General features: G+C 69.0%; 16 protein-coding genes, 2 tRNA genes and 2 pseudogenes. 15 read left to right on the top strand and 5 right to left on the bottom strand.

Annotation, left to right across the window (positions count from 1 at the left end):
- Window positions 1-129 precede the first annotated feature (129 nt).
- Window positions 130-206, bottom strand: a tRNA-Trp gene (locus ACIDOCELLA78_RS000000111755).
- A 97-nt stretch (window positions 207-303) separates the two neighbouring features.
- A tRNA-Gly gene (locus ACIDOCELLA78_RS000000111750) sits at window positions 304-377 on the bottom strand.
- Window positions 378-479: 102 nt separating this feature from the next.
- On the opposite strand from ACIDOCELLA78_RS000000111750, the gene ACIDOCELLA78_RS000000111745 reads away from it, so the two are divergent.
- The 5 genes from ACIDOCELLA78_RS000000111745 to ACIDOCELLA78_RS000000111725 all read left to right on the top strand — a co-directional run bounded on the left by ACIDOCELLA78_RS000000111745 (window position 480) and on the right by ACIDOCELLA78_RS000000111725 (window position 6,349).
- Complete coding sequence (locus tag ACIDOCELLA78_RS000000111745) at window positions 480-2,111, top strand: acyl-CoA dehydrogenase family protein (RefSeq protein WP_201729714.1); 1,632 nt, start codon at window positions 480-482, stop codon at window positions 2,109-2,111.
- 26 nt (window positions 2,112-2,137) lie between these two features.
- Window positions 2,138-3,163 carry an aldose epimerase family protein gene (locus ACIDOCELLA78_RS000000111740; RefSeq protein ID WP_201729713.1) on the top strand — a complete coding sequence of 342 codons (1,026 nt, stop codon included), beginning with the start codon at window positions 2,138-2,140 and terminating at the stop codon, window positions 3,161-3,163.
- 169 nt (window positions 3,164-3,332) lie between these two features.
- Window positions 3,333-4,364: a recombinase RecA gene (recA, locus tag ACIDOCELLA78_RS000000111735; protein WP_201729712.1), complete on the top strand. Its 1,032-nt coding sequence runs from the start codon at window positions 3,333-3,335 to the stop codon at window positions 4,362-4,364.
- Between the two features lie 94 nt (window positions 4,365-4,458).
- On the top strand, window positions 4,459-5,439 hold the full coding sequence (gene gmd, locus ACIDOCELLA78_RS000000111730; RefSeq protein WP_201729711.1) for a GDP-mannose 4,6-dehydratase: 981 nt from the start codon (window positions 4,459-4,461) through the stop codon (window positions 5,437-5,439).
- A 10-nt stretch (window positions 5,440-5,449) separates the two neighbouring features.
- Window positions 5,450-6,349, top strand: coding sequence for an NAD-dependent epimerase/dehydratase family protein (locus ACIDOCELLA78_RS000000111725; RefSeq protein ID WP_201729710.1), 900 nt, complete (start codon window positions 5,450-5,452; stop codon window positions 6,347-6,349).
- A 7-nt stretch (window positions 6,350-6,356) separates the two neighbouring features.
- Here the strand turns inward: ACIDOCELLA78_RS000000111725 and aat are convergent, their stop codons facing one another.
- Window positions 6,357-7,049: a leucyl/phenylalanyl-tRNA--protein transferase gene (aat, locus tag ACIDOCELLA78_RS000000111720; RefSeq protein ID WP_201729709.1), complete on the bottom strand. Its 693-nt coding sequence runs from the start codon at window positions 7,047-7,049 to the stop codon at window positions 6,357-6,359.
- A gap of 212 nt (window positions 7,050-7,261) precedes the next feature.
- Here aat and alaS point away from each other — a divergent pair, with 212 nt between their 5' ends.
- Window positions 7,262-9,898, top strand: coding sequence for an alanine--tRNA ligase (gene alaS, locus ACIDOCELLA78_RS000000111715; protein WP_201729708.1), 2,637 nt, complete (start codon window positions 7,262-7,264; stop codon window positions 9,896-9,898).
- 124 nt (window positions 9,899-10,022) lie between these two features.
- On the opposite strand, the gene putA is transcribed toward alaS, so the two are convergent.
- Window positions 10,023-13,832 carry a trifunctional transcriptional regulator/proline dehydrogenase/L-glutamate gamma-semialdehyde dehydrogenase gene (putA, locus tag ACIDOCELLA78_RS000000111710; protein WP_201729707.1) on the bottom strand — a complete coding sequence of 1,270 codons (3,810 nt, stop codon included), beginning with the start codon at window positions 13,830-13,832 and terminating at the stop codon, window positions 10,023-10,025.
- A 134-nt stretch (window positions 13,833-13,966) separates the two neighbouring features.
- On the opposite strand from putA, the gene ACIDOCELLA78_RS000000111705 reads away from it, so the two are divergent.
- The 7 genes and pseudogenes from ACIDOCELLA78_RS000000111705 to ilvD all read left to right on the top strand — a co-directional run bounded on the left by ACIDOCELLA78_RS000000111705 (window position 13,967) and on the right by ilvD (window position 23,872).
- A complete protein-coding gene (locus tag ACIDOCELLA78_RS000000111705; RefSeq protein ID WP_201729706.1) occupies window positions 13,967-15,868 on the top strand; it encodes a nucleoside-diphosphate sugar epimerase/dehydratase in 1,902 nt (633 codons plus the stop codon).
- 99 nt (window positions 15,869-15,967) lie between these two features.
- Window positions 15,968-17,031, top strand: a pseudogene (locus ACIDOCELLA78_RS000000111700) (DegT/DnrJ/EryC1/StrS family aminotransferase).
- Window positions 17,018-17,967: pseudogene (pip, locus tag ACIDOCELLA78_RS000000111695) on the top strand (prolyl aminopeptidase). Before ACIDOCELLA78_RS000000111700 ends, pip begins: the two co-directional pseudogenes overlap by 14 nt.
- Before the next feature lie 108 nt (window positions 17,968-18,075).
- Window positions 18,076-19,059 carry a TAXI family TRAP transporter solute-binding subunit gene (locus ACIDOCELLA78_RS000000111690; protein ID WP_201729705.1) on the top strand — a complete coding sequence of 328 codons (984 nt, stop codon included), beginning with the start codon at window positions 18,076-18,078 and terminating at the stop codon, window positions 19,057-19,059.
- A 121-nt stretch (window positions 19,060-19,180) separates the two neighbouring features.
- Entirely contained in the window at window positions 19,181-21,757 is a 2,577-nt protein-coding gene (locus tag ACIDOCELLA78_RS000000111685) for an MMPL family transporter (RefSeq protein WP_201729704.1), read from the top strand.
- Window positions 21,754-21,960 (top strand): ribbon-helix-helix domain-containing protein, encoded by a 207-nt coding sequence (locus tag ACIDOCELLA78_RS000000111680; protein WP_201729703.1) that lies wholly within the window; start codon window positions 21,754-21,756, stop codon window positions 21,958-21,960. The genes ACIDOCELLA78_RS000000111685 and ACIDOCELLA78_RS000000111680 overlap by 4 nt, the downstream gene beginning before the upstream one ends.
- A 61-nt stretch (window positions 21,961-22,021) precedes the next feature.
- A complete protein-coding gene (gene ilvD, locus ACIDOCELLA78_RS000000111675; RefSeq protein WP_201729702.1) occupies window positions 22,022-23,872 on the top strand; it encodes a dihydroxy-acid dehydratase in 1,851 nt (616 codons plus the stop codon).
- A 235-nt stretch (window positions 23,873-24,107) separates the two neighbouring features.
- Here ilvD and ACIDOCELLA78_RS000000111670 read toward each other — a convergent pair whose 3' ends face one another.
- Window positions 24,108-24,971: a LysR substrate-binding domain-containing protein gene (locus tag ACIDOCELLA78_RS000000111670; RefSeq protein ID WP_201729701.1), complete on the bottom strand. Its 864-nt coding sequence runs from the start codon at window positions 24,969-24,971 to the stop codon at window positions 24,108-24,110.
- A 99-nt stretch (window positions 24,972-25,070) separates the two neighbouring features.
- On the opposite strand from ACIDOCELLA78_RS000000111670, the gene ACIDOCELLA78_RS000000111665 reads away from it, so the two are divergent.
- Both ACIDOCELLA78_RS000000111665 and ACIDOCELLA78_RS000000111660 read left to right on the top strand, forming a co-directional pair.
- Window positions 25,071-26,441 (top strand): proton-conducting transporter membrane subunit, encoded by a 1,371-nt coding sequence (locus ACIDOCELLA78_RS000000111665; protein WP_201729700.1) that lies wholly within the window; start codon window positions 25,071-25,073, stop codon window positions 26,439-26,441.
- A gap of 13 nt (window positions 26,442-26,454) precedes the next feature.
- The coding region (locus ACIDOCELLA78_RS000000111660; protein WP_201729699.1) for a putative inorganic carbon transporter subunit DabA at window positions 26,455-26,893 on the top strand (439 nt) is incomplete at its 3' end.

Below are 26,893 nucleotides of genomic sequence, written 5' to 3'. Positions count from 1 at the left end.
CGGCCAGGTGGTCTTGGAGGCCTCGCTGCGCACATCGCGCAAGAATTTCGCCGGGTTGAACGCCAATGTCAGGTTGCTCCATGAAAACTGCCGAGAATCGCCGCCAGCGCCGGCCCTCGGGGTTCCGGCTGGCAGGGGTGGAGGGTCTCGAACCCCCAGCCTCCGGTTTTGGAGACCGGCGCTCTAGCCAATTGAGCTACACCCCTGCGGCGCGGACTGCCCGCGAACCGCGTGCATCCGTCCGCCTTGCACAACGACCGGGCCCCGCTGTCAAGTGCGGACAAGGGTCCGGATGGTTCAGACTGGAGCGGGTGACGGGAATCGAACCCGCACAGCCAGCTTGGAAGGCTGGAACTCTACCATTGAGCTACACCCGCAACGTGGTCGGGTATAGGCGCAGCGCGCGCCGCCATCAATAGAGCCGCGCGGAACGGGGCCCCGGGCGAGACAAACCGCGCCCGCTTGTCTATGCTGGCGGAATGGTCGCAACCCATGAGGTCTTCAACCAGGCCGGCGAACCACCCGATCACGACGCCTTCACCGCCGATGCCGCCCTTGCCGAAGCGGTCTCCGCCTTCGGCGCCTTCTGGGCAGCCCCCCATCTCGCCGCGGTCGGCGCCCGAATCGGTTCACCCGAACTGCGCGCCCTGGCGCGGGAGGCGAATCGCAACCCGCCCGAACTCGCCGCCTTCGACCGCTTAGGCCACCGCATCGACGAGGTCGCCTACCACCCCGCCTGGCACCGCCTGATGGGCATGATCCGTGCCGACCGCTTCCACAGCCTGGCCTGGACCGAGCCCCGCCCCGGCGCCCATGTCGCCCGCGCCGCCGTGGCCTATCTCTGGGGCCAGGGCGAACCCGGCGTCTGCTGTCCTGCGGCGATGACCTTCGCCGCCGCCGCCGCCCTCGCCCACGCGCCCGACCTGCTCGCCCGCTTCCGCGACCGGATTTTCGCACCTGGCTACGATCCGCGCCCGCTGCCGCCGGCCGAGAAGCCGGCGCTCGGCGTGGCAATGGCGATGACCGAGAAACAGGGCGGCTCCGATCTGCGCCAGACCCGCACTACCGCGACCCGCGCGGGCGATTCGTGGCAGCTGACCGGCCATAAATGGTTCTTCTCGGTCCCCGCCAGCGATCTCTTCCTCACCCTCGCCCGCACCGGCGAGACGATCTCCTGCTTCCTCGCCCAGGGCTGGCGCGACGATGGCAGCCGCAACGCCGTGCGCATCCAGCGGTTGAAGGACAAGCTCGGCAACCGCTCCAACGCCTCCGCCGAGGTCGAGTTCGACGGGCTGGAGGCGGTCATGGTCGGCGCCGAGGGCCGCGGCATCGCCACCATCATCGAGATGGCGCATCTCACCCGCCTCGAATGCGCGCTCGGCGCCGCGGCGCTGATGCGCCAGGCCACCTCGCTCGCTTTGCACCACGCCGCCCATCGCCGCGCCTTCCAGCGCGCCCTGATCGACCAGCCGCTGATGCGCGCCGTCCTCGCCGACATGGCGCTGGAGGCCGAGGCGGCGCTCTGGCTCGCCCTGCGCGCCGCCGCCGCGGCCGACGCCGCCGCGCGCGACCCCGCCGAAGCCGCCCTCGCCCGGATCATCGTCCCGGTCGCGAAATACTGGACCTGCAAGCGCGCCCCCGCCCTGCTTGCCGAGGCGCTGGAATGCCACGGCGGCAACGGCTTCGTCGAGGAACACCCGATCGCCCGACTCTACCGCGAGGCGCCGCTGAACGGCGTCTGGGAGGGGGCCGGCAATATCATCTGTCTCGACGTGCTGCGCGCGCTGACCCGCGCGCCCGAGGCCGCCGCCGCCCTCGCCGCCGAACTCGCCCCCGCCCGTGGTGCTGACACCGCGCTCGATGCGCTGATCGCCGGCGTCGAGGCGATGCTCGAACGCCCCGAAACTGCAGAGCCCGTCGCCCGCCGCCTCGTCGAGCATCTCGCCCTCGCACTCTCGGCCGCACTACTGCTGCGTCACGCCCCGGCTGCCGTCGCCGAGCGCTTCATCGCCGCGCGAATCGTCCATCCCGCCCTGGCCTTCGGCGCCGCCGGCACCACTGGCGGTGATACCGATCTCCTCACCCGCGCCGCCGTCATCCCGGCCGCCTGACCGAACGACTGAAGGAGCGACCGCCGATGCCCGAACCCGTCATCGCCCCCTACGGCACCACGCGCGCCGGCGCGAAGGTGCGGCGGATCACCCTCGCGAATACGGCCGGCATGTCGGTCAGCCTGCTCGACTATGGCGGCATCGTCGAGGAACTCCTGGTCCCCGATCGGCGCGGCCGCCTCGGCAATGTCGTGCTGACCTGCCCCACCCTCGCCGACTACGAGACGAAGAGCCCCTATTTCGGCGCGCTCGTCGGCCGCTACGCCAACCGCATCGCCGGCGCCGCCTTCACGCTCGACGGCGTCCGCCACACCCTGCCGGCCAACGAGGGCGCCAACACCCTGCATGGCGGCCCGGCCGACGGCCCCACGCCCAATTTCAGCCACCGCGTGTGGGATATCGTCGCCGCCACCGGCAGCGCCCTCACCCTCCGCCTGCACAGTCCGGACGGCGAGAACGGCTTCCCCGGCGACCTCACCGTCTACGTCACCTACACGCTGGCGCCGGACAACGCGTTCCGCCTCGACTATGCCGCCCGCGTCGCCGGCCGCGCCACGGTGCTCAACCTGACCAACCACGCCTATTTCAACCTCGCCGGCGGCGGCACCGCGCTCGACCACGAAATTGCCGTCGCCGCCGCGCGCTACCTGCCAGCGGACCCCGCGAACATCCCGACCGGCGCCATCGCCCCGGTTGCCGGCACCTGGCTCGACCTCATGCGCCCGCAGCCGATCGGCGCCACCCGCGCCGGGCTGGATCATTGCTTCGTGCTCGACAAGCCGGAAGGTGTGATCGGACCCGCCGCGCTCCTGCGCGACCCCGTCTCGGGCCGCATCCTCACGGTCGAGACCACCGAGCCCGCCGTGCAGGTCTATGCCGCCGGCAAGCTCGACCTGCCGCCTTACCGCGCGGGCGATGGAATCGCCCTCGAAACCCAGCATTTTCCCGATTCTCCCAACCGCGCAGGCTTCCCCTCCACCAGGCTGGACCCTGGCGAGGCGTTCCGTTCCAGCACCGTCTGGCGCTTCACGACCGACCGGAAAGGAACATGACGGGAACAAATAGTTAATAAATTCTTATCAACTGCGTTGCTGTTATGTTCTCTTCATGCAAAACTCACCCTCGACGGACGGGTCCACACGCCTTAAGATGAATTCGCGTTCAGGTTGCATGATCCGACCGTTCCCCACGCTGCCGCCCCTCACGCTTCAGGAGTTACCGATGGAAAAGAACAAGGCACTCGACGCCGCCCTGGCCCAGATCGAGCGCGCCTTCGGCAAGGGCTCGATCATGCGCATGGGGTCGCGCAGCGAGTCCGAGACGATCGACGTCATTTCCACCGGCTCGCTCGGGCTCGACCTCGCCCTCGGCATCGGCGGCCTGCCGCGCGGCCGCGTGATCGAGATCTACGGCCCGGAATCCTCGGGCAAGACCACGCTCGCCCTGCACGCCGTGGCCGAGGCACAGAAGCGTGGCGGCACCTGCGCCTTCGTTGATGCCGAGCACGCGCTCGACCCGATCTACGCCCGCAAGCTCGGCGTCGATGTCGACAACCTGCTGATCTCCCAGCCCGACACCGGCGAGCAGGCGCTCGAGATCGCCGACACCCTGGTCCGCTCCGGCGCGATCGACGTGCTGGTGGTCGACTCGGTGGCCGCCCTGGTTCCCCGCGCCGAGCTCGAGGGCGAGATGGGCGACAGCCATGTCGGCCTGCATGCCCGCCTGATGAGCCAGGCGCTGCGGAAGCTCACCGGCTCGATCTCCCGCTCGAAAACCCTGGTGATCTTCCTCAACCAGATCCGCCTCAAGATCGGCGTCATGTTCGGCAACCCCGAAACCACCACCGGCGGCAACGCGCTGAAATTCTACGCCTCGATCCGCATGGACATCCGCCGCATCGGCTCGATCAAGGACCGCGAGGAAGTCACCGGCAACCAGACCCGCGTGAAGGTGGTCAAGAACAAGCTCGCCCCGCCCTTCCGCCAGGTCGAGTTCGACATCATGTATGGCGAGGGCATATCCAAGGTCGGCGAATTGCTCGATCTCGGCGTGAAGGCCAGCATCGTCGAGAAATCCGGCGCCTGGTTCTCCTGCGACAGCCAGCGTATCGGCCAAGGCCGCGAGAACGCGAAGCAGTTCCTGCGCGACAATCCCGAGGTCGCCGCCTCGATCGAGCAGCGAATCCGCGCCCAGGCCAATCTGGTCGAGGCCGCGATGATCACCGACGAAACCGAGCCCGAAGCCGCCGAATGACCGCGCCGTAAGCGGCCGTCCCGGAGCCGCGCCTTGATTTCGGCTCGCCCGGTATTTAACAACCCCGTTTATTAACAAAGCTCAGGGTCAATTTATGAAGCGCGCTCTCATCACGGGCATCACCGGCCAAGACGGCGCCTATCTGTCGCAACTCCTCCTCGGCAAGGGTTACGAGGTGTTCGGCGTGATCCGCCGCTCCTCGCATCGCGGTGTCGAGGATCACCGGCTGCGCTGGCTGGGCATCGCCGACCGCGTCACGCTTCTTGATGGCGATCTGGCTGACCTCTCCAGCCTCGTCCGCATCGTCAAGGAGGTCCAGCCCGATGAGGTCTACAATCTCGCCGCCCAGTCCTTCGTCGCCTCGTCCTGGCGTCAGCCGATCCTGACTGCGAACATTACCGCCATCGGCGTCACCCACATGCTCGAGGCGCTGCGCGCGGAGAAGCCGGATGCGCGCTTCTACCAGGCCTCGTCCTCGGAAATGTATGGCCTGATCCAGGAGGAGATGCAGAGCGAGACCACCCCGTTCTATCCCCGCTCCCCCTATGCCGTCGCCAAGCTCTACGGCCACTGGATCACGGTGAACTACCGCGAGAGCTTCGGCATGCACGCCTCCTCCGGCATTCTCTTCAACCATGAAAGCCCGCTGCGCGGCGTGGAGTTCGTCACCCGCAAGGTCACCGACGGCGTCGCCCGCATCAAGCTCGGTCTCGCCACCGAGTTGCGCCTCGGCAATGTCGACGCCAAGCGCGACTGGGGCCACGCCCGCGACTATGTCAAGGCGATGTGGCTGATGCTCCAGCAGGAGACACCTGACGATTATGTCGTCGCCACCGGCCGCACCACCACGGTGCGGGACATGTGCCGGATCGCTTTCGAGCATGCCGGGCTCGACATCGAGCGGCACCTCGTCATCGATCCCGCCTTTTACCGCCCCGCCGAGGTCGACGTGCTGCTCGGCAACCCGGCCAAGGCGCATCGTGCTCTCGGCTGGCAGCCGGAAACCTCGCTCGAGCAGATGATTGTCGAGATGGTCGAGGCCGACCTCGCCCGCCTGCGCGAAACCACGCGCTAGCCTCTACGCGATGGAAGCGCCCACCCGCATCCTGGTCACCGGTGCTGGCGGCTTTGTCGGCCGGCGCCTGTGCGCCACGCTGGCGACCAGCTTCCCTGACGCCACCCTGGTGCCGCTGCGCGCCGACATCACCGATCCGGATGCGGTGGCTGCCGAAATACGCGCCGCGACCCCGGATTCGTGCATCCATCTTGCCGGCATCGCCGCGGTGCCCGCCGCCCGGCAGGATCCGCGGCGCGCCTTCGCCGTCAATCTGGATGGCACGCTCAATCTGGCCCGCGCCCTGCTCGACCACGCGCCGCGCTGCCGCCTCATCCACGCTGGCAGCGCCGACTGCTATGGCGCCAGCTTCCGCACCGGCCTGCCGCTTGACGAGTCCGCTCCGCTCGCCCCGCTCAACACCTATGCCGCGAGCAAGGCCGCAGCCGATCTTGCCCTCGGCGCGATGGCCGCCGAATCCGGGCTGAGGGTGCTGCGCCTGCGTCCGTTCAACCATGTCGGTCCCGGCCAGAGCGAGGCCTTCGCCCTCGGTTCATTTGCCGCCCAGCTTCGCCGCATCGCCGCCGGCGAGGCGCCCGCCGTGCTGCGCGTCGGCAATCTCGACGCCGAGCGCGATTTCCTGCACATCGCGGATGTCACCCGCGCCTATGCTCTCGCCCTGGCCCGGTTCGACGACCTGCCCGACGCGACGATCCTCAACCTCGCCTCCGGCACGCCGCGTCGCCTGCATGACATGGTCGAGGCGATGATCGCCACACTCGGTCTTCCGGTTGCCATCGAGCTGGACCCGGCCCGTCTCCGCCCGAGCGACATTCCGCGCGCCACGGGCAATGCCGATCGCGCCGCCACCCTGCTCGGCTGGCAGCCCACGCACAGCCTGCAGGACATTATCAGCGCCGTGCTGCAATAATCTGATATTAAATTTTTTCGCCCGCTCTCGATGATTTGGCTGTGCCCGCCGCCAGAAGGGCAATCTCGGTAGCGAGCAGCGGCGCCGGCGGATTGGCCAGCCAGCGCGCCGGTTGCGCCACGGCCAAGGCGAGCCTTGCGTGATAGGCAGCGCGCGTCACTTCCATGGCGCCGAACCGGGCCAGATGCGCGGTCAGAAACTGCGTGTCCAGCAGCGTAAACCCACCGAGCCGCAACCGCGCCACCAGATGCGCCAGCGCCAGCTTCGATGCGTCGCGCTCGCGCGAGACCATGCTCTCGCCGAAAAATGCCCCGCCGATCGCCAGCCCATAAAGCCCGCCAACCAGCGAGCCATCCCGCCATACTTCGACGCTGTGAGCATGGCCGCGCTCGTGGAGTTCGATGAAAAGTCGCTCGATTCCGGCATTGATCCAGGTTTCCGTCCGTCCCGGCGCCGGTGCCGCGCAGGCGGCGATCAGCGCCGGAAAATCTCGGTCGGCGACGATCTCGCAGGGCGTCGCCCGCAGCGTGCGGGCCAGTCGCCGCGGCAGATGGAATGCCTCGAGTGGCAGCACCCCGCGCCGGTCCGGATCGAGAAAATGCAGCGTCGCTGAATCCCGCCGCTCCGCCATTGGAAACAGGCCGAGCCGGTAGGCGCGCAGCAGCAGGTCGGCGGTCAGCTCGGCGTCATGCGGGGCCATGACCGATGATGTCCTGAAACGCACGGCGCGACAACCGTGCCCTTGTCGACCCCGCCCCTTCGTGTTCCCGCTATGTTCAGGTGGATCGCAAGGCCCTCGCAACACATCGACAGATGCCTCGGCGATGCCTTCACCTGACATGCGGATGACATTGCCGCAACCCTGCGGTATGGCAAAGTCAGAACCATGTCTCAGGAATGACCGGCCGCTCCATGACCTCCAGCAACGACATCCGCGCAACCTTTCTCGACTTCTTCGCCCGCAACGGCCACGAGGTGGTGCCCTCGGCACCGCTGGTGCCGCGCAACGACCCGACGCTGATGTTCGTCAACGCCGGCATGGTGCCGTTCAAGAACGTCTTCACCGGCCATGAGCACCGGCCCTATGTCCGCGCCGCATCCTCGCAGAAATGCGTCCGCGCCGGCGGCAAGCACAACGATCTCGACAATGTCGGCTACACCGCCCGGCACCACACCTTCTTCGAGATGCTCGGCAATTTCTCCTTTGGCGACTATTTCAAGGATGTCGCGATCGAGAACGCCTGGACGCTGCTGACCCGCGACTTCGGCCTGCCGAAGGAAAAACTCCTCGTCACCGTCTACCACGAGGACGACGAGGCCGCCTCGCTCTGGAAACGGATCGCCGGATTGCCGGACGGGAAAATCATCAGGATCGCGACCGACGACAATTTCTGGCGCATGGGCGATACCGGCCCCTGCGGCCCCTGCTCGGAAATCTTCTACGATCACGGCCCGTCCATTCCCGGCGGCCCGCCCGGCAGCCCGGACGAGGATGGCGACCGCTTCATCGAGATCTGGAACCTCGTCTTCATGCAGTTCCTCGAAGAGCCGGCCGGCGTGCGCAACCCGCTGCCCCGCCCCTCGATCGACACCGGCATGGGCCTGGAGCGCTTCGCCGCCATCCTCCAGGGCAAGCACGACAACTACGATACCGACACGCTGCGCGCCCTCATCCTCGCCTCGGCCGAGGTCTCCCACACCGATCCCGACGGCGCGCACAAGGTCAGCCACCGCGTCATCGCGGATCATCTCCGCGCCACTTCCTTCCTGATCGCCGATGGCGTGCTGCCCTCGAACGAGGGCCGCGGCTACGTGCTGCGCCGGATCATGCGCCGCGCCATGCGCCACGCCCACCGGCTCGGCATGCGCGAACCCTTCATCTACCGCCTGGTCCCCGCCCTCACCCGGCAGATGGGCGTCGCCTTCCCCGAACTCCCCCGCGCCGAGGCCCTGATCGTCGAGACGCTGAAACTGGAAGAGCAGAAATTCGCGGTCATGCTCGAACGCGGCCTCTCGCTCCTTGAGGATGAGGTGCAGAAACTCGGCTCGGGCGAGAAACTCCCGGGCGCGGTCGCCTTCAAGCTCTACGACACCTACGGCTTCCCGCTCGACCTGACGGAGGATGCGCTGCGCGAACAGCGTCGCGGCCTCGACCATGACGGCTTCACCGCCGCCATGGCGGAGCAAAAGGCCCGCGCCCGCGCCGCCTGGGCCGGCTCCGGCGATGCCGCGACCGAAACCGTCTGGCTCGACCTGCGCGACCGCCTCGGCGGCACCGAGTTCCTCGGCTACTCGACCGAGGAGAGCGATGCGAGCCTCCTCGCCGTGGTGGTGGCCGGCGCCCCCGCCGGCCGCGCCGAGGCCGGGCAGGAGGTCGCCCTCATCCTCAACCAGACGCCCTTCTACGCCGAAAGTGGCGGCCAGGTCGGCGACACCGGCACGCTCACCGCCCCCGGTGTCACCATCCGCGTCACCGACACCCAGAAAAAGGCCGGCGACCTCTTCGTCCATTACGGCACGATCGAGGAAGGTGAGATCGCCCCCGGCGACTCCCTCCATGCCGAGGTCGATCACGCCCGCCGCGGCGCCATCCGCGCCCACCATTCGGCGACCCACCTGCTGCACGAGGCGCTGCGCCGCGCTCTCGGACCGCATGTGACGCAGAAAGGCAGCCTGAACGCGCCGGACCGGCTGCGCTTCGACATCTCCCAGCCCCGCCCGGTGACGGGGGCGGAACTGCGCGCCGTCGAGCGCGAGGTCAACGCCCGCATCCGCGAGAACGCCGCGGTCGAAACCAGGCTGATGACGCCGGACGAGGCGGTGAAGCGCGGTGCTATGGCCCTGTTCGGCGAGAAATACGGCGATGAGGTGCGCGTCGTCTCGATGGGCGCCGGCGATGGCGACAAGTCGGCCTATTCGATCGAACTGTGCGGCGGCACCCATGTCGGCCGCACCGGCGATATCGGCGCCTTCCGCATCCTCGCCGAATCGGGTGTCGCCGCCGGCATCCGCCGCATCGAGGCGGTGACGGGCGAAGCCGCCCTCGCCGCCACCGAGGCCGAGGCCGACCTGCTGGAAGAGGCCGCCGCCGCGCTCAAGGTCGCCCCCGCCGAACTTCCAGGCCGTATCGCAGCCCTGATCGAGGAGAAAAAGCGCTTCGAGCGGCAGGTCGCCGAGCTGCAGCGCAAGCTCGCCACCGGCGGCGCCGCGTCCGAGATCGAGGAGGTGGCCGGCATCAAGTTTGCCGCCCGCAATCTCGGCGAGGTCTCGCCGCGCGACCTGAAATCGCTGGCGGATTCCATCCTGAAATCGATGGACTCTGGCATCGCCGCCCTGGTTTCCACCGCCGAGGGCAAGGCGAGCATCGTCGTCGCCGTCTCGCCGGATCTCACCGACCGCTTCAACGCCGTCACCCTGGTCCGCACCGCTTCGGAAGCGGTCGGCGGCAAGGGCGGCGGCGGTCGGCCGGACATGGCCCAGGCCGGCGGCCCGGATGGCGGCAAAGCCGACGACGCCCTCGCCGCGATCCGCGCATCCATCGGCGGCTAGAGCATCATCCGATCGGATGGAGTCATCTGAGTGGATAAAGATGCTCTGGTTATCGACAAGATAGAACCCGTTCCGATCCAGAAGGATCGGAACGGGTTCTAACCGCCGAGGGGAGAGCAATAAATCAGCCGATCGACATCAGGCTGGCATTACCCCCCGCCGCCGCGGTGTTGACGCTGATCGACTGCTCCTCGAGGAGGAATTCGAGCGGATAATCCCACTCGGAATGGTCCTCCGCCGGCAGGGCGTGGACCGGCACGATCGGCCCGTCCCGCTCCGCCAGCGCCATTTGCAGCGCGATCAGCGCGTCGCGATGCCCCTCGAACAGCACGGCGTGGAATTCCGCCCGCGCCACCGAACCCTCCGGCGCGATCGCCGGGCGGATCGCCGCCGGCAACCGGGCAAGGTCAGAATCGACCCCGGCGCACAGCACCAGCGGCGCATTGCCGGTGGCAAGGCAGGCGGCGATCTGCCGCCACATGCCCTCGGGGCTCGCCGCCCGGCAGAGCACAAGCCCCTTCGGCTTCAGCCGCAACGTATTCTGCTCGCCCACCGGACCCGGCAGTTCGGCATCGCGGAACGCCGCCGTTGCATAGCGCAGCGCCGGCGCGGTCTCGATCCCCTGCTCCCGCATCCACCCGATCAGCGTCGCCAGCGCCGGCGGGACCTCGCCGGCGCCATGCGGCATTGGCCGCCGCGCCAGCAGCCGGCGCAGGTAGAATGGCCCGCCCGCCTTCGGCCCGGTGCCCGACAGCCCATGCCCGCCGAAGGGCTGCACGCCGACCACGGCGCCGACGATGTTGCGGTTGACGTAGATATTGCCCGCCTCGGCCTTGCCGATCGCCTGTGCGATCGTCTCGTCGATCCGGCTATGCACGCCGAAGGTCAGCGCATAGCCCAGCGCGTTCACCGCCTCGATCATCGCATTCCGCTGCTCGCGGCGATAGCGCACCACATGCAGCACCGGCCCGAACACCTCGCGCTCCAGCGCCGAGGGATGGTCGATTTCGATCATCGTCGGCGCCACGAACCAGCCAGCTTCGGTTTCCGGCGGCAGCGACACCGAGAAGACCTTGTGCCCCCGCCCTTCCATCGCAGCGACATGGGCGCGGATATTGTCCCGCGCCTCCCGCGTGATCACCGGGCCGACATCGCTCGACAGCCGGTCCGTTGCCCCCAGAGTGAGTTCCTCCATCGCGCCGCGCAGCATGGCGAGCAGCGCATCGGCGATGTCGTCCTGCACCAGCAGGATGCGCAGCGCCGAGCAGCGCTGCCCGGCGGAATCGAAGGCCGAGGTCACGATATCGCCCACCGCCTGTTCCAGCAGCGCCGAGGAATCGACCAGCATCGCGTTCTGCCCGCCGGTCTCGGCGATCAGCGGCACGGGCATGCCGTGAGGGTCGAGGCGCCGCGCGAGCGTGGCCTGGATCAGCCTTGCCACCGCGGTCGAGCCGGTGAACACCACGCCGCAGACCCTGGCATCCTCGACCAGCGCGGCCCCGGTCCGCCCATCGCCCGGCAGCAGCTGCACCGCATCCGCCGGGACGCCCGCCTCGTGCAGGATCCGCACGCCCTGGGCGGCGATCAGCGGGGTTTCCTCAGCCGGCTTGGCGAGCACCACATTGCCGGCGGCGAGTGCGGCGACCACCTGGCCGGTGAAGATGGCGAGCGGGAAGTTCCACGGGCTGATCGCCGCCACCACGCCGAGCGGGCGATGCGTCTCGTTGTCGAACCCGTCCTGCAACTGGCCCGCGTAATAGCGCATGAAATCGACCGCCTCGCGCACCTCGCCGATCGCCGCCGGGAGCGACTTGCCGGCCTCGCGCACGATCAGCCCGACCAGCGCGGTCATGCGGTGTTCGAGCAGGTCGGCGGCGCGGAGCAGGATCGCGGCGCGCTCGGCGGCAGGCGTCGCCTGCCAGATCGGCGCCATGGCGGCGGCGCGGGCGAGAGCGGCGCCGACCGCGCCCTCATCCGGCTCGATGACGGTGCCGACGCGGTCGGCCGTATTCGCGGGGTTGACCACGGCCCGGCCCGGCGCGGCCGGATCGGCGTCCGGCGGGGCGGCGCGCCAGTCCTGTTCGAGGCTCGCCAGCAGCGCCGAGCCGAGCGAGGCGAGGCGCTGCTCGCTTGAGAGGTCGAATCCGGCGGAATTGCGCCGCGCGCCCAGGATCTCGCTTGGCAGCGCGATTTTCGGATGCGGCGCGCCAAGCGGCTCGATCTTCCTTGCCGCGGCGACCGGGTCCTCGATCAGCGCCTCGACCGGCACGCGATGATCGGCGAGGCGATTGACGAAGGAGGTGTTGGCGCCGTTCTCCAGCAGCCGGCGCACGAGATAGGCCAGCAGCGTCTCATGGGTGCCGACCGGCGCGTAGATCCGGCAGGGCCGGTCGAGCTTCTGCTGGCCGACGACTTCCTCATACAGCGGCTCGCCCATGCCGTGCAGGCACTGGAACTCGTAGTCCCCCACCTCGAAAGCTGGCCCGGCGAGGGCGTGGATGCTCGCCAGCGTCAGCGCGTTATGCGTCGCGAATTGCGGGAAGATCTCGGTGCGCGACGCCAGCATCGCCCGCGCGCAGGCGAGATAGGACAGGTCGGTGTGGATCTTGCGGGTGAAGACCGGGAAGCCTTCCAGCCCGTCGAGCTGGGCGCGCTTGATCTCGCTGTCCCAGTAGGCGCCCTTGACCAGCCGAACCATCAGCCGGTGGCGGCTGCGGCGGGCGAGGTCGATCAGGAACTCGATCACCGAGCGCGCGCGCTTCTGGTAGGCCTGCACCACGAAGCCGATGCCGTTCCAGCCGGCGAGGCCCGGCTCGAAGCAGAGACCTTCCAGCAGGTCGAGCGAGAGGTCGAGCCGGTCGGCTTCCTCGGCGTCGATGTTGATGCCGATATCGTAGCGGCGGGCCAGCAGGGCCAGCGCCTTGAGCCGCGGCGCCAGCTCCTCCATCACCCGGGCGCGCTGGGCGCGGCCGTAGCGCGGGTGCAGCGCCGAGAGCTTCACCGAAATGCCGGGGCCGCGATAGATTCCCTTGCCGCCCGAGGCGGCGCCGATCGCGTGGATCGCCTGTTCGTAATCGCGATAGTAGCGCGCGGCGTCGGCGGCGGTGAGTGCCGCCTCGCCCAGCATGTCGTAGGAATAGGCGAAGCCCTTCGCCTCGCGCTTGCGGGCATTGGCCAGCGCCTCGCCGATGGTGCGGCCCATGACGAACTGCTCCCCCATCAACCGCATCGCGATGTTCACGCCGCGGCGGACAACCGGCTCGCCGCCGCGGGCGAGCAGCCGGCTCAGCGCCGAGGACAGGCCGGCCTCGCTCGCGGTCGCGTTCAGCCTGCCGGTGAGCAGCAGTCCCCAGGTGGCGGCGTTGATAAAGACCGACTTGTTGCCGCCGAGATGGCTCTGCCAGTCGCCGGCGCCGATCTTGTCGCGGATCAGGGCGTCGCGCGTCGCGGCGTCAGGGATGCGGAGCAGCGCCTCGGCGAGGCACATCAGCGCGATGCCCTCGTGGCTGGACAGCGCGTATTCCTGCAGCAGCGTCTCGACCATGCCGGCATTGCGGCGGGCGCGCAGCGCGGTGACGAGATTGGTCGCGGTCGCCCGCGCCTGTTTCGCGGCGGCGGCGGGCAGGGTCGCGCCCTCGATCAGCCCGGCGATCGCGTCGGTTTCCGGGATTCGGTAGGCGGCGGTGATCGCGGCGCGCAGCACCGTCTGCGGCTGCACGTCCTGGACGAATTCGAGGAAGGGCACGGCGGCGGGCGCATCGTCCTCGGCGGTGGCGGCGGCGTCGAGCGCCTCGCCGCGTTCGAGCCGCTCGAGCCCCGCGAGAATGAGCTGCTTGGCGAGGTGATGCGTCGTCCGCCCCTCGCGCTCGGCCAGGGCGCGGAGCCGGGTGCGGACCTGATCGTCGAGCTTGACCCCCATCGTGCTGACAGCCATCGCCGTTCCTCCTGTTTGGGTTGCACCTGCGATGGAAAGCGAGTTACACCTTTTGTCGAAAAAGGTGCAACCAAATTCGTCGCTGCGGTGCACCCTATGGCGGCAGACCGTATTTCCGCTAGAAACGAACCGTCATGACGTTGCAGCGCAGCCAGATCCGCATCGCGGTCAATTTCGTGCTTGACGGTCTGCTGGCCGCGCTGGCGGTCATCGCCGCCTGCTGGCTTGCCGATCCGGCGAAACCGATGCCCTCGCCGCCGATCCTCCCACTTGCCGGGTCGGCGGCGATCTGGCTGATCGGCGTGCCGTTCGGCCTTCCCCGGCAGCACTGGCGTTTCACTGCCATGCCAGATGCGGTCGCGGTGCTGGCGAGTGCGATCTCCGCCGCGTTGCTGATCGTGCTGCTGCTTGTCGGCGTCGGCGCGAGGATGCCCTCGGCGAGCTATCCGCCGCTGCTGATCATTACGCTGGCCCTCGCGCTGCTGGCGCCGCGCGTGCTCTACCGGATGGCGCGCAGCCGCCGCGAGGTGCTGTCGGACGATGCCGAGACCGCGCTGCTGCTCGGCGATGGCGAGGGCGCCGAACTGTTCCTCGCCGCCCTTTCGCGCGAAAGCCAGCAGCGCTACCGGGTCATCGGCGTGCTGTCCGGTTCGGGGCGGGAAACCGGGCGACGCATTCATAATGTGCCGATTCTCGGCGAGGTGAGCGGGCTGGCGGCGGCGCTCGACCGCCTGGCCGAGGCCGGGCAGATGCCGGCCGTGCTGGTGGTGGCGAGCCGCGAACTCGTCGGCCCGGCGCTGCGCGACATCATGGACGAGGCCGAGCGCCGCGGCATCCGCACCGCCCGCGCGCCGCGGCCCACCACGCTCTCGCCCACCACGCCGGGCGAGCCTGAGACCGCGCTGCGCCCGATCGCCATCGAGGACCTGCTCAACCGCCCGCAGGTCGCGCTCGACCGCGAGGGCATGGCGAGGATGATCCAGGGGCGCTGCGTGCTGGTCACCGGCGCCGGCGGCTCGATCGGCTCGGAACTGGCCCGCCAGGTCGCGGGGTTCGGGCCGGCGCGGCTGGTCCTGCTCGATTCAAGCGAGTTCGCGCTGTGGCAGATCGATCTTGAACTGTCGGAACTCGTGCCCGGCCTCGCGCGTGCGGCGGTGATCGCCGATGTGCGCGATCGCGCGCGGATCGAGGCGCTCTGCGCCGCGTGGCGGCCGGACCTCGTCTTTCACGCGGCGGCTTTGAAACATGTGCCGATCGTCGAGGCCAACCCGCTGGAGGGAATCGCCACCAACGCGCTCGGCACCCGCAACGTGGCGGATGCCGCGCGCGCCGCCGGCGCCGGGCTCATGGTGCTGATCTCGACCGACAAGGCGGTGAATCCCTCCTCGGTGATGGGGGCGTCGAAACGGCTGGCGGAGATGTATGCCCAGGGGCTCGACGTCGCGGCGCGGCGGCAGGAGGGGATGCGGATCGTGACCGTGCGGTTCGGCAACGTGCTGGGCTCGACCGGCTCGGTGGTGCCGCTGTTCCGCCGCCAGCTCGCCCGCGGCGGGCCGCTGACGGTCACGCATCCCGACATGCGGCGCTATTTCATGACGGTGCGCGAGGCGGTTTCGCTCGTGCTGCAGGCCGCCGTGGTCGGCCGCTCGGACGCGGCGCTGCCGGTCGCACAGGGCGGGATCTTCGTGCTCGACATGGGCGAGCCGGTGAAGATCGTTGATCTGGCGCGGCAGATGATCCGCCTTGCCGGACTCAGGCCCGATCTCGACATCCCGATTAGCTTCACCGGGCTCAGACCGGGGGAAAAACTGTTCGAGGAGCTGTTCCACGGCGCCGAACGACCGATCGAGACCGGGTTTCCCGGCCTGCTGATGGCCGCCCCCCGCGTGGCCGATGCCGCGCTGGTCGGCCGCGCCTTCGACGAGCTCGCCGCCCTGATCCAGCGCGGCGAGACCGCCGTCGCCCTCGCGGCGCTGGCAAGGCTGGTGCCCGAGTTCGGCGCGCAACCCCTCGCCGCGGCGGGCCCGACCGGCTAGAGAACGCCGATGGACACCGATCTTCCCCCGATTCCGTTTCTCGATCTCAAGGCGCAGCAGGCGCGGCTCGGCCCCGGCCTGCGGACGCGGATCGACGCCGTGCTGGCGCATGGCCAGTTCATCCTCGGCCCCGAAGTCACCGAGCTGGAGCAGCGCCTCGCCGCGTTCTGCGGGGCGGCGCATTGCGTCAGCGTGAGTTCAGGCACCGACGCGCTGCAGATCGCGATGATGGCGGAGGGGATCGGACCGGGTGATGCCGTGTTTCTGCCGGCCTTCACCTATACCGCGACCGCCGAAGTGCCGCTGCTGCTGGGTGCTACGCCTGTCTTCGTCGATATCGACCCGGCGACGTTCCAGATCGATCCCGCGCATCTGGAGGCGCGGATCGATGCCGTGAGCGCGGCCGGATTGCTGCGGCCGCGAGCGGTGGTCGGGGTCGATCTGTTCGGGCAGCCAGCACCCTGGCCGGCGCTGCGCGACATCGCCGCCCGGCACGGGCTGTTCACGCTGGATGACTGCGCCCAGGCCTTCGGCGCCGCCCTCGGCGGCGAGCGCCTCGGCCGTGCCGCGGATGCCACGGCGACCAGCTTCTTCCCCTCGAAACCGCTCGGCGCCTATGGCGATGGCGGCGCGCTGTTCACCGAGAGCGACGAGCGCGCGGCGCTGTACCGCTCGCTGCGCACCCATGGCGAGGGGACGACGCGCTACGACGTGCAGCGGATCGGCATGAACGGACGGCTGGACACGTTGCAGGCGGCCGTGCTGCTCGCCAAGCTCGACGTGTTCGAGGCCGAGCTGGCGCGGCGGGAGACGATCGCCCGACGGTATGACGAGGCGCTGGTCTCGGCGTTCGTCACCCCGATCCGCGTGCCGGAGAGTTCGAGCGCCTGGGCGATCTATGCGGTGCTGCTGCGCGACGGCGCGGCGCGCGAGGCGATGCAGGCGCGGCTGCGGGCGCGCGGCGTGCCGAGTGCGGTGTATTACCGAAGCCGCTGCATCACCAGCCGGCCTATCGCGCAGCACATGACGGTACGGCGCTGCCCGTTTCCGAGGATGTGGCGACGCGGATCATGGCGCTGCCGCTGCATCCCGATCTCGACGACGCGCAGGTGGCGCGGGTGATCGAGGCCTGTCTCGAAGGGGCAGCCAATGCCGCGGGGTGACCTGTTTCCCGAGGTCGGCCCGTATCAGACGGGGTCTCTGCCGGTCGGCGACGGGCATGTGATCTACTGGGAGCAGGTGGGCAATCCGCGCGGCCGTCCGGTGCTGTTCCTGCATGGCGGGCCGGGCGCCGGCGCGGGCGCGGTCCACCGGCGCTTCTTCGACCGGCGTTCTGGCGGGTGGTGATCTTCGACCAGCGCGGCGCCGGGCGCTCGACGCCGCTGGGCAGCCTGGAGCGGAACACGACGCCGGCGCTGATCGAGGATATCGAGGCGCTGCGCGAGCATCTCGGCATCAGGCAGTTCCTGCTGTTCGGCGGCTCCTGGGGCTCGACCCTCGCGCTGGCCTATGCCCAGTCGCATCCCGAGCGGGTGATGGGGATGGTGTTGCGCGGCATTTTCCTCGGCCGGCCGAGCGAGGTTGACTGGTTTCTTGAAGGGATCGCCCGCTTCTTTCCCGACGCGCATGCGGCGCTGGTGAACTTCCTGCCCGAGGCGGAGCGCGGTGACGTGCTGGGGAGTTATTTCCGCCGGCTCTGCGATCCCAATCCGGCCATTCACCTGCCGGCGGCACAGGCCTGGTCGGTCTATGAGGGATCGTGCTCGACGCTGCTGCCAAGCTACGAGACGGTCAGCGCCTTCGCGCAGGACCGCACCTCGCTCGGGCTCGCGCGGATCGAGGCATATTATTTCCTCAACAACCTGTTCCTGCCGCCGGACGGGTTGCTGGCCGGTATGGAGCGTCTGGCCGGCGTGCCGGGCGAGATCGTGCAGGGTCGCTACGACATGATCTGCCCGCCGAATTCCGCCTTCGACCTCGCGGCAGCCTGGCCGGCCGCGCGGCTGACGGTGGTTCCGGATGCCGGACACTCAGCGCTGGAGCCGGGCATTCGCGCGGCGCTGCTGGCCGGGCTGGAGCGGGTCCGTAATCTGACCTGAGTTTGCCCCACAGGTCACTTCGGGCTTTAACCGGGTCCGGAGCGCAGCTTTGCCCCGAATTTGCCCGCATCGGGCGATACAATACGACGAATGGCAAGGAGACACGATATGGCGCGGGGACGGCGCGCGGTTCTGGGAGCGATGATGGGGGCGCCGCTCGCGGCACGGGCCTCCGACATTACGGCCATTCCACTCGCCATCACGATGGGCACCGGGCAGCCGGGCGGCGGATTTTCGGTCTATGGCCAGGCCTGGGGACAGGCGGCGCAGAAATCGGCGCGGATGTCTCTGTCCTATCGCGCCTCCGGCGGCAGTGCCGCGAATGTGCTGCTGGTGGAACAGAACGCGGCACAGCTCGGCCTCGTGGTGCTCGCCGTTGCCAACCAGGCCTGGGCTGGCCGGGGGACATGGACCAGCGGCGTGAAGTTGCAGGGGTTTCGAGCCCTGTTCCCGATTTGCGGCGCGAGCCTGCAGATTTTCGCCCCGGCAAGATCCCGCATCCGTCGGCTGCGTGACCTTGCCGGAAAAGTGATCGGCGTCGGGCCGGCAGGCGGCGCTGGCGCGGTTCTGGCCCTCCCGGCGCTCGCTGCCGCCGGAATCAGGCCCCGGCTGGCGATCGAGGGGCTCTATGGCGAGCAGATCGACCTGCTGCATCGCGGGCGGCTCGACGCCTGCGCGTTCTTCGGCATCACCCCTTTGCCGGCGGTGCGCGAGGCCGCCGCGCGGGGCGGCTTCAACCTGATCGGCTTCGCGCATGACGAGATCACGGCGGCGGCAAAAGCGCTGCCGGGCATCGGCGCCGCGGTGATCGGGCGGCATACGCTACCCCATTTGTCCGCTCCCGTGGCGACGATCGGCTCCGAAGCCATCGCCATCGGCGCGGTGAGCCTGCCGGGGAGCATTGCCGGCGCGGTGACGACGACGGCGATGCTCCACCGGACGGAATTGCTGCGCGGGCTGCCCGGCAGCGGCCCTGCGCGGCTTGGCCCGGACTGGATCGACCGCAGCTCGCCCGTACCCTTTCACCCCGGCGCGGCGGCGGCATTGCGCAAGGTGGGGCTCGGCGTGCCGGATGCGCTCATCCGCGGCTAGAGCACTTTCCGATCCATCAGGGTCGGATGTAGTTCATTATGTCATTGGCATATCCGGGCGTCGGTTCCCCATCGGGTGACGCTTCGGCCCCCTTCATACGATTCTTGAGCGGACCCGTTCGATGCGAAGACTGATCATGACCGCGGTTGCCCTGAGCCGACGCCACGCGCGCTCGGTGATCGCGGCCTATCTCGCCGCCATCGTACTGGGGCTCGCCTACACCGCGACGCATCTCGGCATCGACACCAATACCGATCACCTCTTCGCGGCCAGCCTGCCCTGGCGGCAGGAGCAGATGAAATTCGACAAGGCGTTTCCGCAGTTCCAGAACCTCATTGTCGCGGTGGTGCGCGCCGATGTGCCGGAAACCGCGGATGCGGCGGCAAGGGCGCTCGCCGCGAAGGTGGCGGCAGACAAGGTTCATTTCCACGACGCCACGCGCCCCGGCACCGGCAGTTTCTACGACCGCGACGGGCTGCTGTTGCTGCCCGAGACCCAGCTCGCGACATTGCTGAACGCGATCGTGATCGCGCAGCCTTTTCTCGGCCAGCTCTCGGCCGATCCCTCCGCCGCCGGGCTGTTCAAGGCGCTCGACCTGATGGCGGTGGGCGTTGGCGCCGGGCAGGCCAATCTTGCCCCGTACCGCGCCCAGCTCGACACGTTCCGCAAGGCGCTCGCCGCCGCCGCCGCGGGCCACGCAACGCCGCTGTCATGGCAATCGCTGCTGATGCCGGGGGTGGCGGCCGAGCAGGGCGATGTGCGTTTCGTGCTGATCCATCCGGTGCTCGATCATGGCGCGCTGCAACCCGGCGGGGTGGCGACGGCGGCGCTGCGGCGGATCATCGCCGGACTGCCGGAGGTGAAGGATGGCGCGGCGCGGATCAGCTATACCGGGCAGATACCGCTCTCGGACGAGCAATTCGCGAGCCTGACCCAGGGGATGGTGGCCGGCCTGCTGATCAGCACAGCGCTGATCACGCTCTGGCTCGTGCTGGCGGTGCGGTCGTGGCGGATGATCGTGCCGATCCTCGCCACGCTGCTGGCCGGGCTGGCACTGACGATCAGCTTCGCTGCCCTCGCCATCGGCACGCTGAACCTCATTTCGGTCGCCTTCGCGATTCTGTTCGTCGGGCTCGCGGTCGATTTCGCCATCCAGTTCTGCGTGCGGCTGCGCGACGTGCGCCACCGGGTGGACGATCCGGCGCTGGCGCTGATCGGCGCCGCCGACGAGGCGGGGCTGCAGATCGCGCTGGCCGCCGGGGCGACCGCCTGCGGCTTTCTCGCTTTCGTGCCGACCAGCTTCGTCGGCGTGGCGGAGTTGGGGCTGATCGCCGGCATCGGCATGGTGATCGCCTTCTTCTGCACGATCAGCTTCCTGCCAGCCCTGCTGGCCTTCACCCGGCCGCGCGGCGAGGCGGAACGGATCGGCTTTCCGATCGGCGACTGGGCCGATGGCACACTGCGCCGCCATGGCCGCGTGGTGCTCGGCGTGTTCGCCGCAATCGCCCTCGCCGGGATTCTTGCGGCCGCGACGCTGCAATTCGACGCCAACCCGCTCGATACCCAGAACCCCAATACCGAGGCGATGCGGACGTTGCAGTCCCTGCTCGGAAAATCGGTAACGAATCCTTTCTATATCAACGTCCTGGCGAAGGATGTTGGGGAGGCGCGCGATCTTTCGGCGCGGCTTGGCAAGCTGCCCGAGGTGGCGCAGGTCATTTCCGGGGCAACCTTCGTGCCGCTGCACCAGAGCGCCAAGCTCGGCATGATCCGGCAGACCCAGGACATTCTCGCGCCGAGCCTTGCCACGGGCACGCCGCCGGCAGTGACGCCGCAGCGCCTGCGCGCGGCGGCGGCACAGGCGGCGGCGGCCATCGCCTCGGTAGAGAGCAAGCTGCCAAAGACCTCGCCGCTGCGCGGGATCGGCGCCGCGCTGGCGCAGCTGAAATCGGCTCCCGACGCGCGGGTGATGGCGATGAACGCCGCCCTCACCCGCTATCTACCGGATGCGCTGAAGCGGCTGAACCAGGCGCTCTCGGCGCGGGAGATCACCGCGACGAACCTGCCGGCCTCGGTAAAGCGCGACTGGTTCCTACCGGATGGCGCGGTGCGGGTGCAGGTGATCCCGACCGCGGCGGCGCAGCGCTCGGCGGGGCTGTGGCGCTTCGTGCGGGCGGTGGAGACGGTGGTGCCGGTCGCCGCCGGGCCGGCCGCGACCACCGTGGCGACGGCGGATACGATTCTCGGTGCCTTCCGCGAGGCCGCGGCGCTGGCCGCCGTCGCGATCGCGCTGATTCTGATGCTGTTTCTCCGCTCGGCGCGGGATTCGGCGCTGGTGGTGCTGACCCTGGCGCTGTCGGCCTTTCTGACCGCGCTGTTCGCGCATCTCGCAGGGCTGCAGCTGAACTACGCGAACATCATCGCCCTGCCGCTGCTGCTCGGGGTCGGCGTATCGTTCAACGTGTATTTCGTGATGAACTGGCGCGACGGGATGAAACATTTGCTGGGCTCGGCTACGGCGCGGGCGGTGCTGTTCTCGGCGCTGACCACCGGCACCGCCTTCGGCTCGCTCGCGGCCTCGCGCGATCGTGGCACGGCGAGCCTTGGCGAATTGCTGCTGCTGAGCCTGGTGGCGGTGCTGATCGCCACTTTCGTGTTCCTGCCCGCGCTGCTCTCCCTGCTGCCGCGACGCGAATGACGCTTGAAAAGCGCAGCCTGTCGCTCTCGGGGCATCGGACCAGCGTGGCGCTAGAGCCGGAATTCTGGGCGGCGCTGGAGGCGGCGGCGGCGCGGCGCGGCGTGGCGCTCGGCACGTTGGTCGGCGAGGTGGACGCATCGCGCGACCCCGAACGCCCGCTCGCCTCGGCGCTGCGGGTGTTCGCCCTGATCGCCGGAGGGTAGCGCGGCATCTTCCCTGACCCTATAGTAATCGGCAAAATTGCCAGACTGGAAACGAGACACCATGCCCCAATACCGTTCCCGCACCTCCACCCACGGCCGCAACATGGCGGGCGCCCGCGCGCTCTGGCGCGCGACCGGCATGGGCGATGCGGATTTCGGCAAGCCGATCATCGCCATCGCCAATTCCTTCACCCAGTTCGTGCCCGGTCATGTGCACTTGAAGGATCTGGGCCAGCTCGTCGCCCGCGAGATCGAGGCCGCCGGCGGGGTGGCGAAGGAGTTCAACACCATCGCCGTCGATGACGGGATCGCCATGGGCCATGGCGGGATGCTGTATTCGCTGCCCTCGCGCGAACTGATCGCCGATGCGGTGGAATACATGGTCAACGCCCATTGCGCCGACGCGCTGGTCTGCATTTCCAACTGCGACAAGATCACGCCGGGCATGCTGATGGCGGCGATGCGGCTGAACATCCCGACCATCTTCGTCTCGGGCGGGCCGATGGAGGCGGGCAAATACATCGCCGATGGCGAAACCAAGGCCGCCGACCTGATCACCGCCATGGTCGTCGCCGCCGACCCGACCAAGACCGACGAGCAGGCCGCGGTAATGGAACGCTCCGCCTGCCCGACCTGCGGTTCGTGCTCGGGCATGTTCACCGCCAATTCGATGAACTGCCTGACCGAGGCGCTCGGCCTCGCGCTGCCGGGCAACGGCTCGCTGCTCGCCACCCACGCCGACCGCAAGCGGCTGTTCGTCGAGGCCGGATGGCAGATCGTCGATCTCGCCCGGCGCTATTACGAGCAGGACGACGAGGGCGTGCTGCCGCGCCGTATCGGCGGGTTCAAGGCGTTCGAGAACGCGATGTCGCTCGATATCGCGATGGGCGGCTCGACCAATACGGTGCTGCATCTGCTCGCGGCGGCCCGCGAGGCGGAACTCGACTTCACCATGGCGGACATCGACCGACTCTCGCGCCGGGTGCCCAATCTCTGCAAGGTCTCGCCCTCGGTCAGCAATGTCCACATGGAGGACGTGCACCGCGCCGGCGGCATCATGGCCATTCTCGGCGCGCTCGACCGCGCCGGGCTGATCCATCGCGATTGCACCACGGTGCACGAGAAGACAATCGGCGAGGCGATCGACCGCTGGGACGTGATGCGCGGCGGCGAGACGGCGAAAACGCTTTACAGCGCGGCTCCCGGCGGGGTGCGGACAACCGAGGCTTTCAGCCAGAGCCGGCGCTACGAGAGCCTCGATCTTGACCGCGAGACGGGTGTGATCCGCGACGCCGAACATGCGTTCAGCAAGGATGGCGGGCTCGCGGTTCTGTATGGCAACATCGCGCTCGACGGCGCGATCGTGAAGACAGCGGGGGTTGATTCCTCGATCCTCGTCTTCGAGGGGCCAGCACGGATCTTCGAGAGCCAGGAAGACGCGGTCGCCGGCATTCTCGGTGACAAGGTCAAGGCGGGCGACGTGGTGCTCATCCGCTACGAGGGTCCGAAAGGCGGGCCGGGAATGCAGGAAATGCTGTATCCGACCTCGTATCTCAAATCGAAGGGCCTCGGAAAATCCTGTGCGCTGATCACCGACGGGCGGTTCTCCGGCGGCACGGCGGGGCTGTCGATCGGGCATATCTCGCCGGAAGCGGCCCAGGGCGGGGCGATCGGGCTGGTCGAGGAGGGCGACATCGTCGCCATCGACATCCCGAACCGCAAGCTTGACGTGAAGCTCGACGAGGCGACACTCGCAGCACGGCGCGCCGCGATGGAGGCGAAGGGCAAGGCGGCTTGGAAGCCGGCGGCGCGCGAGCGCTTCGTCTCCGCCGCTCTCCAGGCCTATGCCGCGCTGACCACGAGTGCGGCCAATGGCGCGGTCCGCGATGTGACGCAGGTTCAGCGCGGGTGACAGAACATCATCCCAGTCTGCTCCCCGTTCGAATGCTCCGAGAGGCGGTCGGAATTCGCCCGGCGGAATCAGTCGCTTGAGGCGAATATCCGGCGCGCGTTCGCGGAGATTTTCAAGGTCGACGGTGCGCGCAAGGTCTGGCGGCAGGTGCGGCGGGGATGATGCCACGCTCTATGATATTGATAATTTGAGCATCTTTGTCCGATCAGATGACCCGATCTGATCGGATGATGTTTCAAGCACCGCGTTCGAGGGCCGCGGCGACGTGCTGGGCAAACCGATGTGCTGTTGCGGAGGCACCCGGCAATTCGATCAGCGCGATCTCGGTATCGGCGAGTGGCGGCAACCTGTCGCCCTGCGGCAGCGGCGTCAGAAAATCCGGGCACATTTCACGCGGTAGCACGGCAACGCCGAGCCCGGCGCGAACCGCCGCCTGGGTGCCGGCCAGGCTGGTCGAGGTATAGGCGCAGCGCCAGGGGCAGCCGACCGCATCCAGCGCCGCGATCGCCCGCCGCCGATAGACGCAGGGCTGCGGCGAGACGATCAACGGCACCGGCCCCTCCCCGGGCACCGAAAGCCGGTCCCGCGCCACCCACACCAGCGGCTCACGCCACACCCGCGTGCCATCCAGCGCGACATCCGGCTCACGCTTCACCAGCACAAGGTCGAATCGGCCGGCCCGGAATCCCTCTTCAAGATTGAGGGTCAGGTCGCAGGTCACCTCCAGCTCGACACGCGGATGCGCATCCACGAACGCCGCCAGAACCTTTGGCAGATGCACCGTCGCGAAATCCTCCGGCACGCCGAGCCGCACCAGCCCCACCACTTCCGGCTCAAGCAGATCGGCAAGCGCCGCATCGTTCAACCGCAGCAGTTGGCGCGCATGGCCGAGCAGACGCTCCCCCTCGTCGGTCAGGCGCAGATGGCGCGGCCCACGCACGAAGACCGGCCGGCCGAGCATCTCCTCGAGGCGCTTCATCTGCAGGCTCACGGCGGATTGCGTGCGCCCCAGCATCTCCCCGGCGCGGGTGAAACCGCCCGCATCGGCGATCGTTACAAAGCTGCGCAGGAGGTCGAGATCCAGGGTGCGAAGGGGCATCGGCGCCTCATCATTAGCATTTTCAATGTTTGAGATATCGATAACTCGTTTCACAAATCAATGCCTCTGTCATACCGGATTGCGGGAAGGAGGCCGCACATGGATTTTTCTTATTTTCCCGCCTGGTTCGCCCTTGGTGGCGCCGCGCTCGCCGCGGCGGATCGCGGCGGAGAGCGCAGTCTGCGGCGCGCGGAACGCGCGGGCTGGGCGAGCCTCGCCGCCGCCGCCGGGCTGATCGCGCAGCGCTGGGCCGCTCCGGGCCCGACCGACGGGCTCGCCGCGAGCCTCACCCTGCTCACCAGTTTCGTGGGCGCCGTGGTGCAGTCCTTCTCCACCCGCTACATGCGCGCCGACCCGAGCCGCCGCCTTTATGCAATCCGGGTTTCGCTGTTGCTCGCCTCGGTTCTCGTGCTCGTCCGTACCGGCGATGCGCTGGTGTTCCTGCCGGTCTGGTTCGCCAGCGGCCAGCTCCTCGCCGCGCTGATCGGCCATGCCGGCTCGCACGCCGCCGCCGCCGCCGCGCAGCAGGCACGGCGCGCCTTCGCGATCGGCGATGCGGCTCTCCTTGCTGCCCTCGCGCTGCTCGGCGCTCATGCGGGCTCGACGAACCTTGCGGCGATGATCAACGGCGCCGCATCGCTGCCGGCCGTGCTCCGCGGGCTTGCCGCCGGGCTCCTTCTGCTCGCCGCGATGGCGCGCTCGGCCCTGCCGCCATTCTCCACCTGGCTGATGCGCTCGATGACGGCGCCAACCCCCGTCTCCGCCCTGATGCATGCCGGCCTCGTCAATGCCGGAGGGTTCCTGCTGATCCGCTTCACCGCCGTGCTCGCCGCAGCCCCGGCAGTGCAGGCGCTGGCCATCGGCGCCGGCCTGTTCGCGGCGGTCTGGGGAGGCTTCCTCCAACTCGTCCGGCCGGAGATCAAACAGTCCCTCGCCGGATCGACCATCGCGCAGATGGGCTTCATGATCCTGACCTGCGGCCTCGGCGGCGATGCCGCAGCCCTCTGGCATCTGATCGCGCACGGCCTGTTCAAGGCATGGCTGTTCCTCGGCTCAGGCGCCGCCATCGGCCCGGCCCTGCGGCCGGGGCGGCCGCAAGGCGCGGCCACCACCGCGCTCGCCGCGCTGCTCGCCCTCGCCGCGATCGCCTGGCTCGATGCCCAAGGCATCGTCACAGGCGCAGCGCTGCTGCCCACCGCCCTCGCCATCGCCACCGGGCTCGGCGCCGCCCTCTCGGTCGGCACGCCCCGGCTGATCCTGCTGCTGCCCATTCTGTCGGGCTTGTACCTGGCCGGGCTTGGCGCAACCGAAGCCCTGCTCGCCGCCCCGCCCGCCATACCCGTCGGCGGCGATGGCCTCGTGTTCGCGCTGGCGGCCGTCTTCCTCGCCGGCGGCGTCGCGCAGGCGCTGCTGCGCCAGGGCGGATCCGGCCTGCCCCGCCCGCTGCATGTCCGGCTGCTGAACGCCTGAAAGGACCAGACCCATGAATGTCGATCTCGCCAGACCCACCTTCGCCGCTTCCGGGGCCACCGAAACGCTGGACGCCCAGATCGCCGCCGCCGCGCGCGCCGTACCTGCGCTCTGGCCGCTGGATGGCGCCATCGCGGTCAACCCGCTCGCCGCCTTCGAGGACCATCCGTTCGAAACCGCGATCCGCGCCGGGGCCCGGCAGTATGGCGCCCGCGCGGCGCTGAAGCTCGATCTCTGGCGCAGCCTCGCGCAACAGGGCCAGCCACCGCGCGATGCCGTGCGCGATGTCGCGATCGACCGGCTCGGCGGGCTGGACGCCGCCTTCCACAGCCTCGGCCCGGACGTCACCCCGTTGGACTGCCTGATGGCACGATTGTTCGACCTACCGCCATCACCGCCGGTGCCCGCGCCCGCCGATCCCGCCGCGATGCTCGTCGCCCGCTGGTGCGCCG

It is taken from the genome of Acidocella sp. C78 (assembly GCF_907164655.1).
The sequence above is the reverse complement of the archived record's forward strand: the minus strand, read 5'-3'. Positions and strand labels throughout refer to the sequence as shown.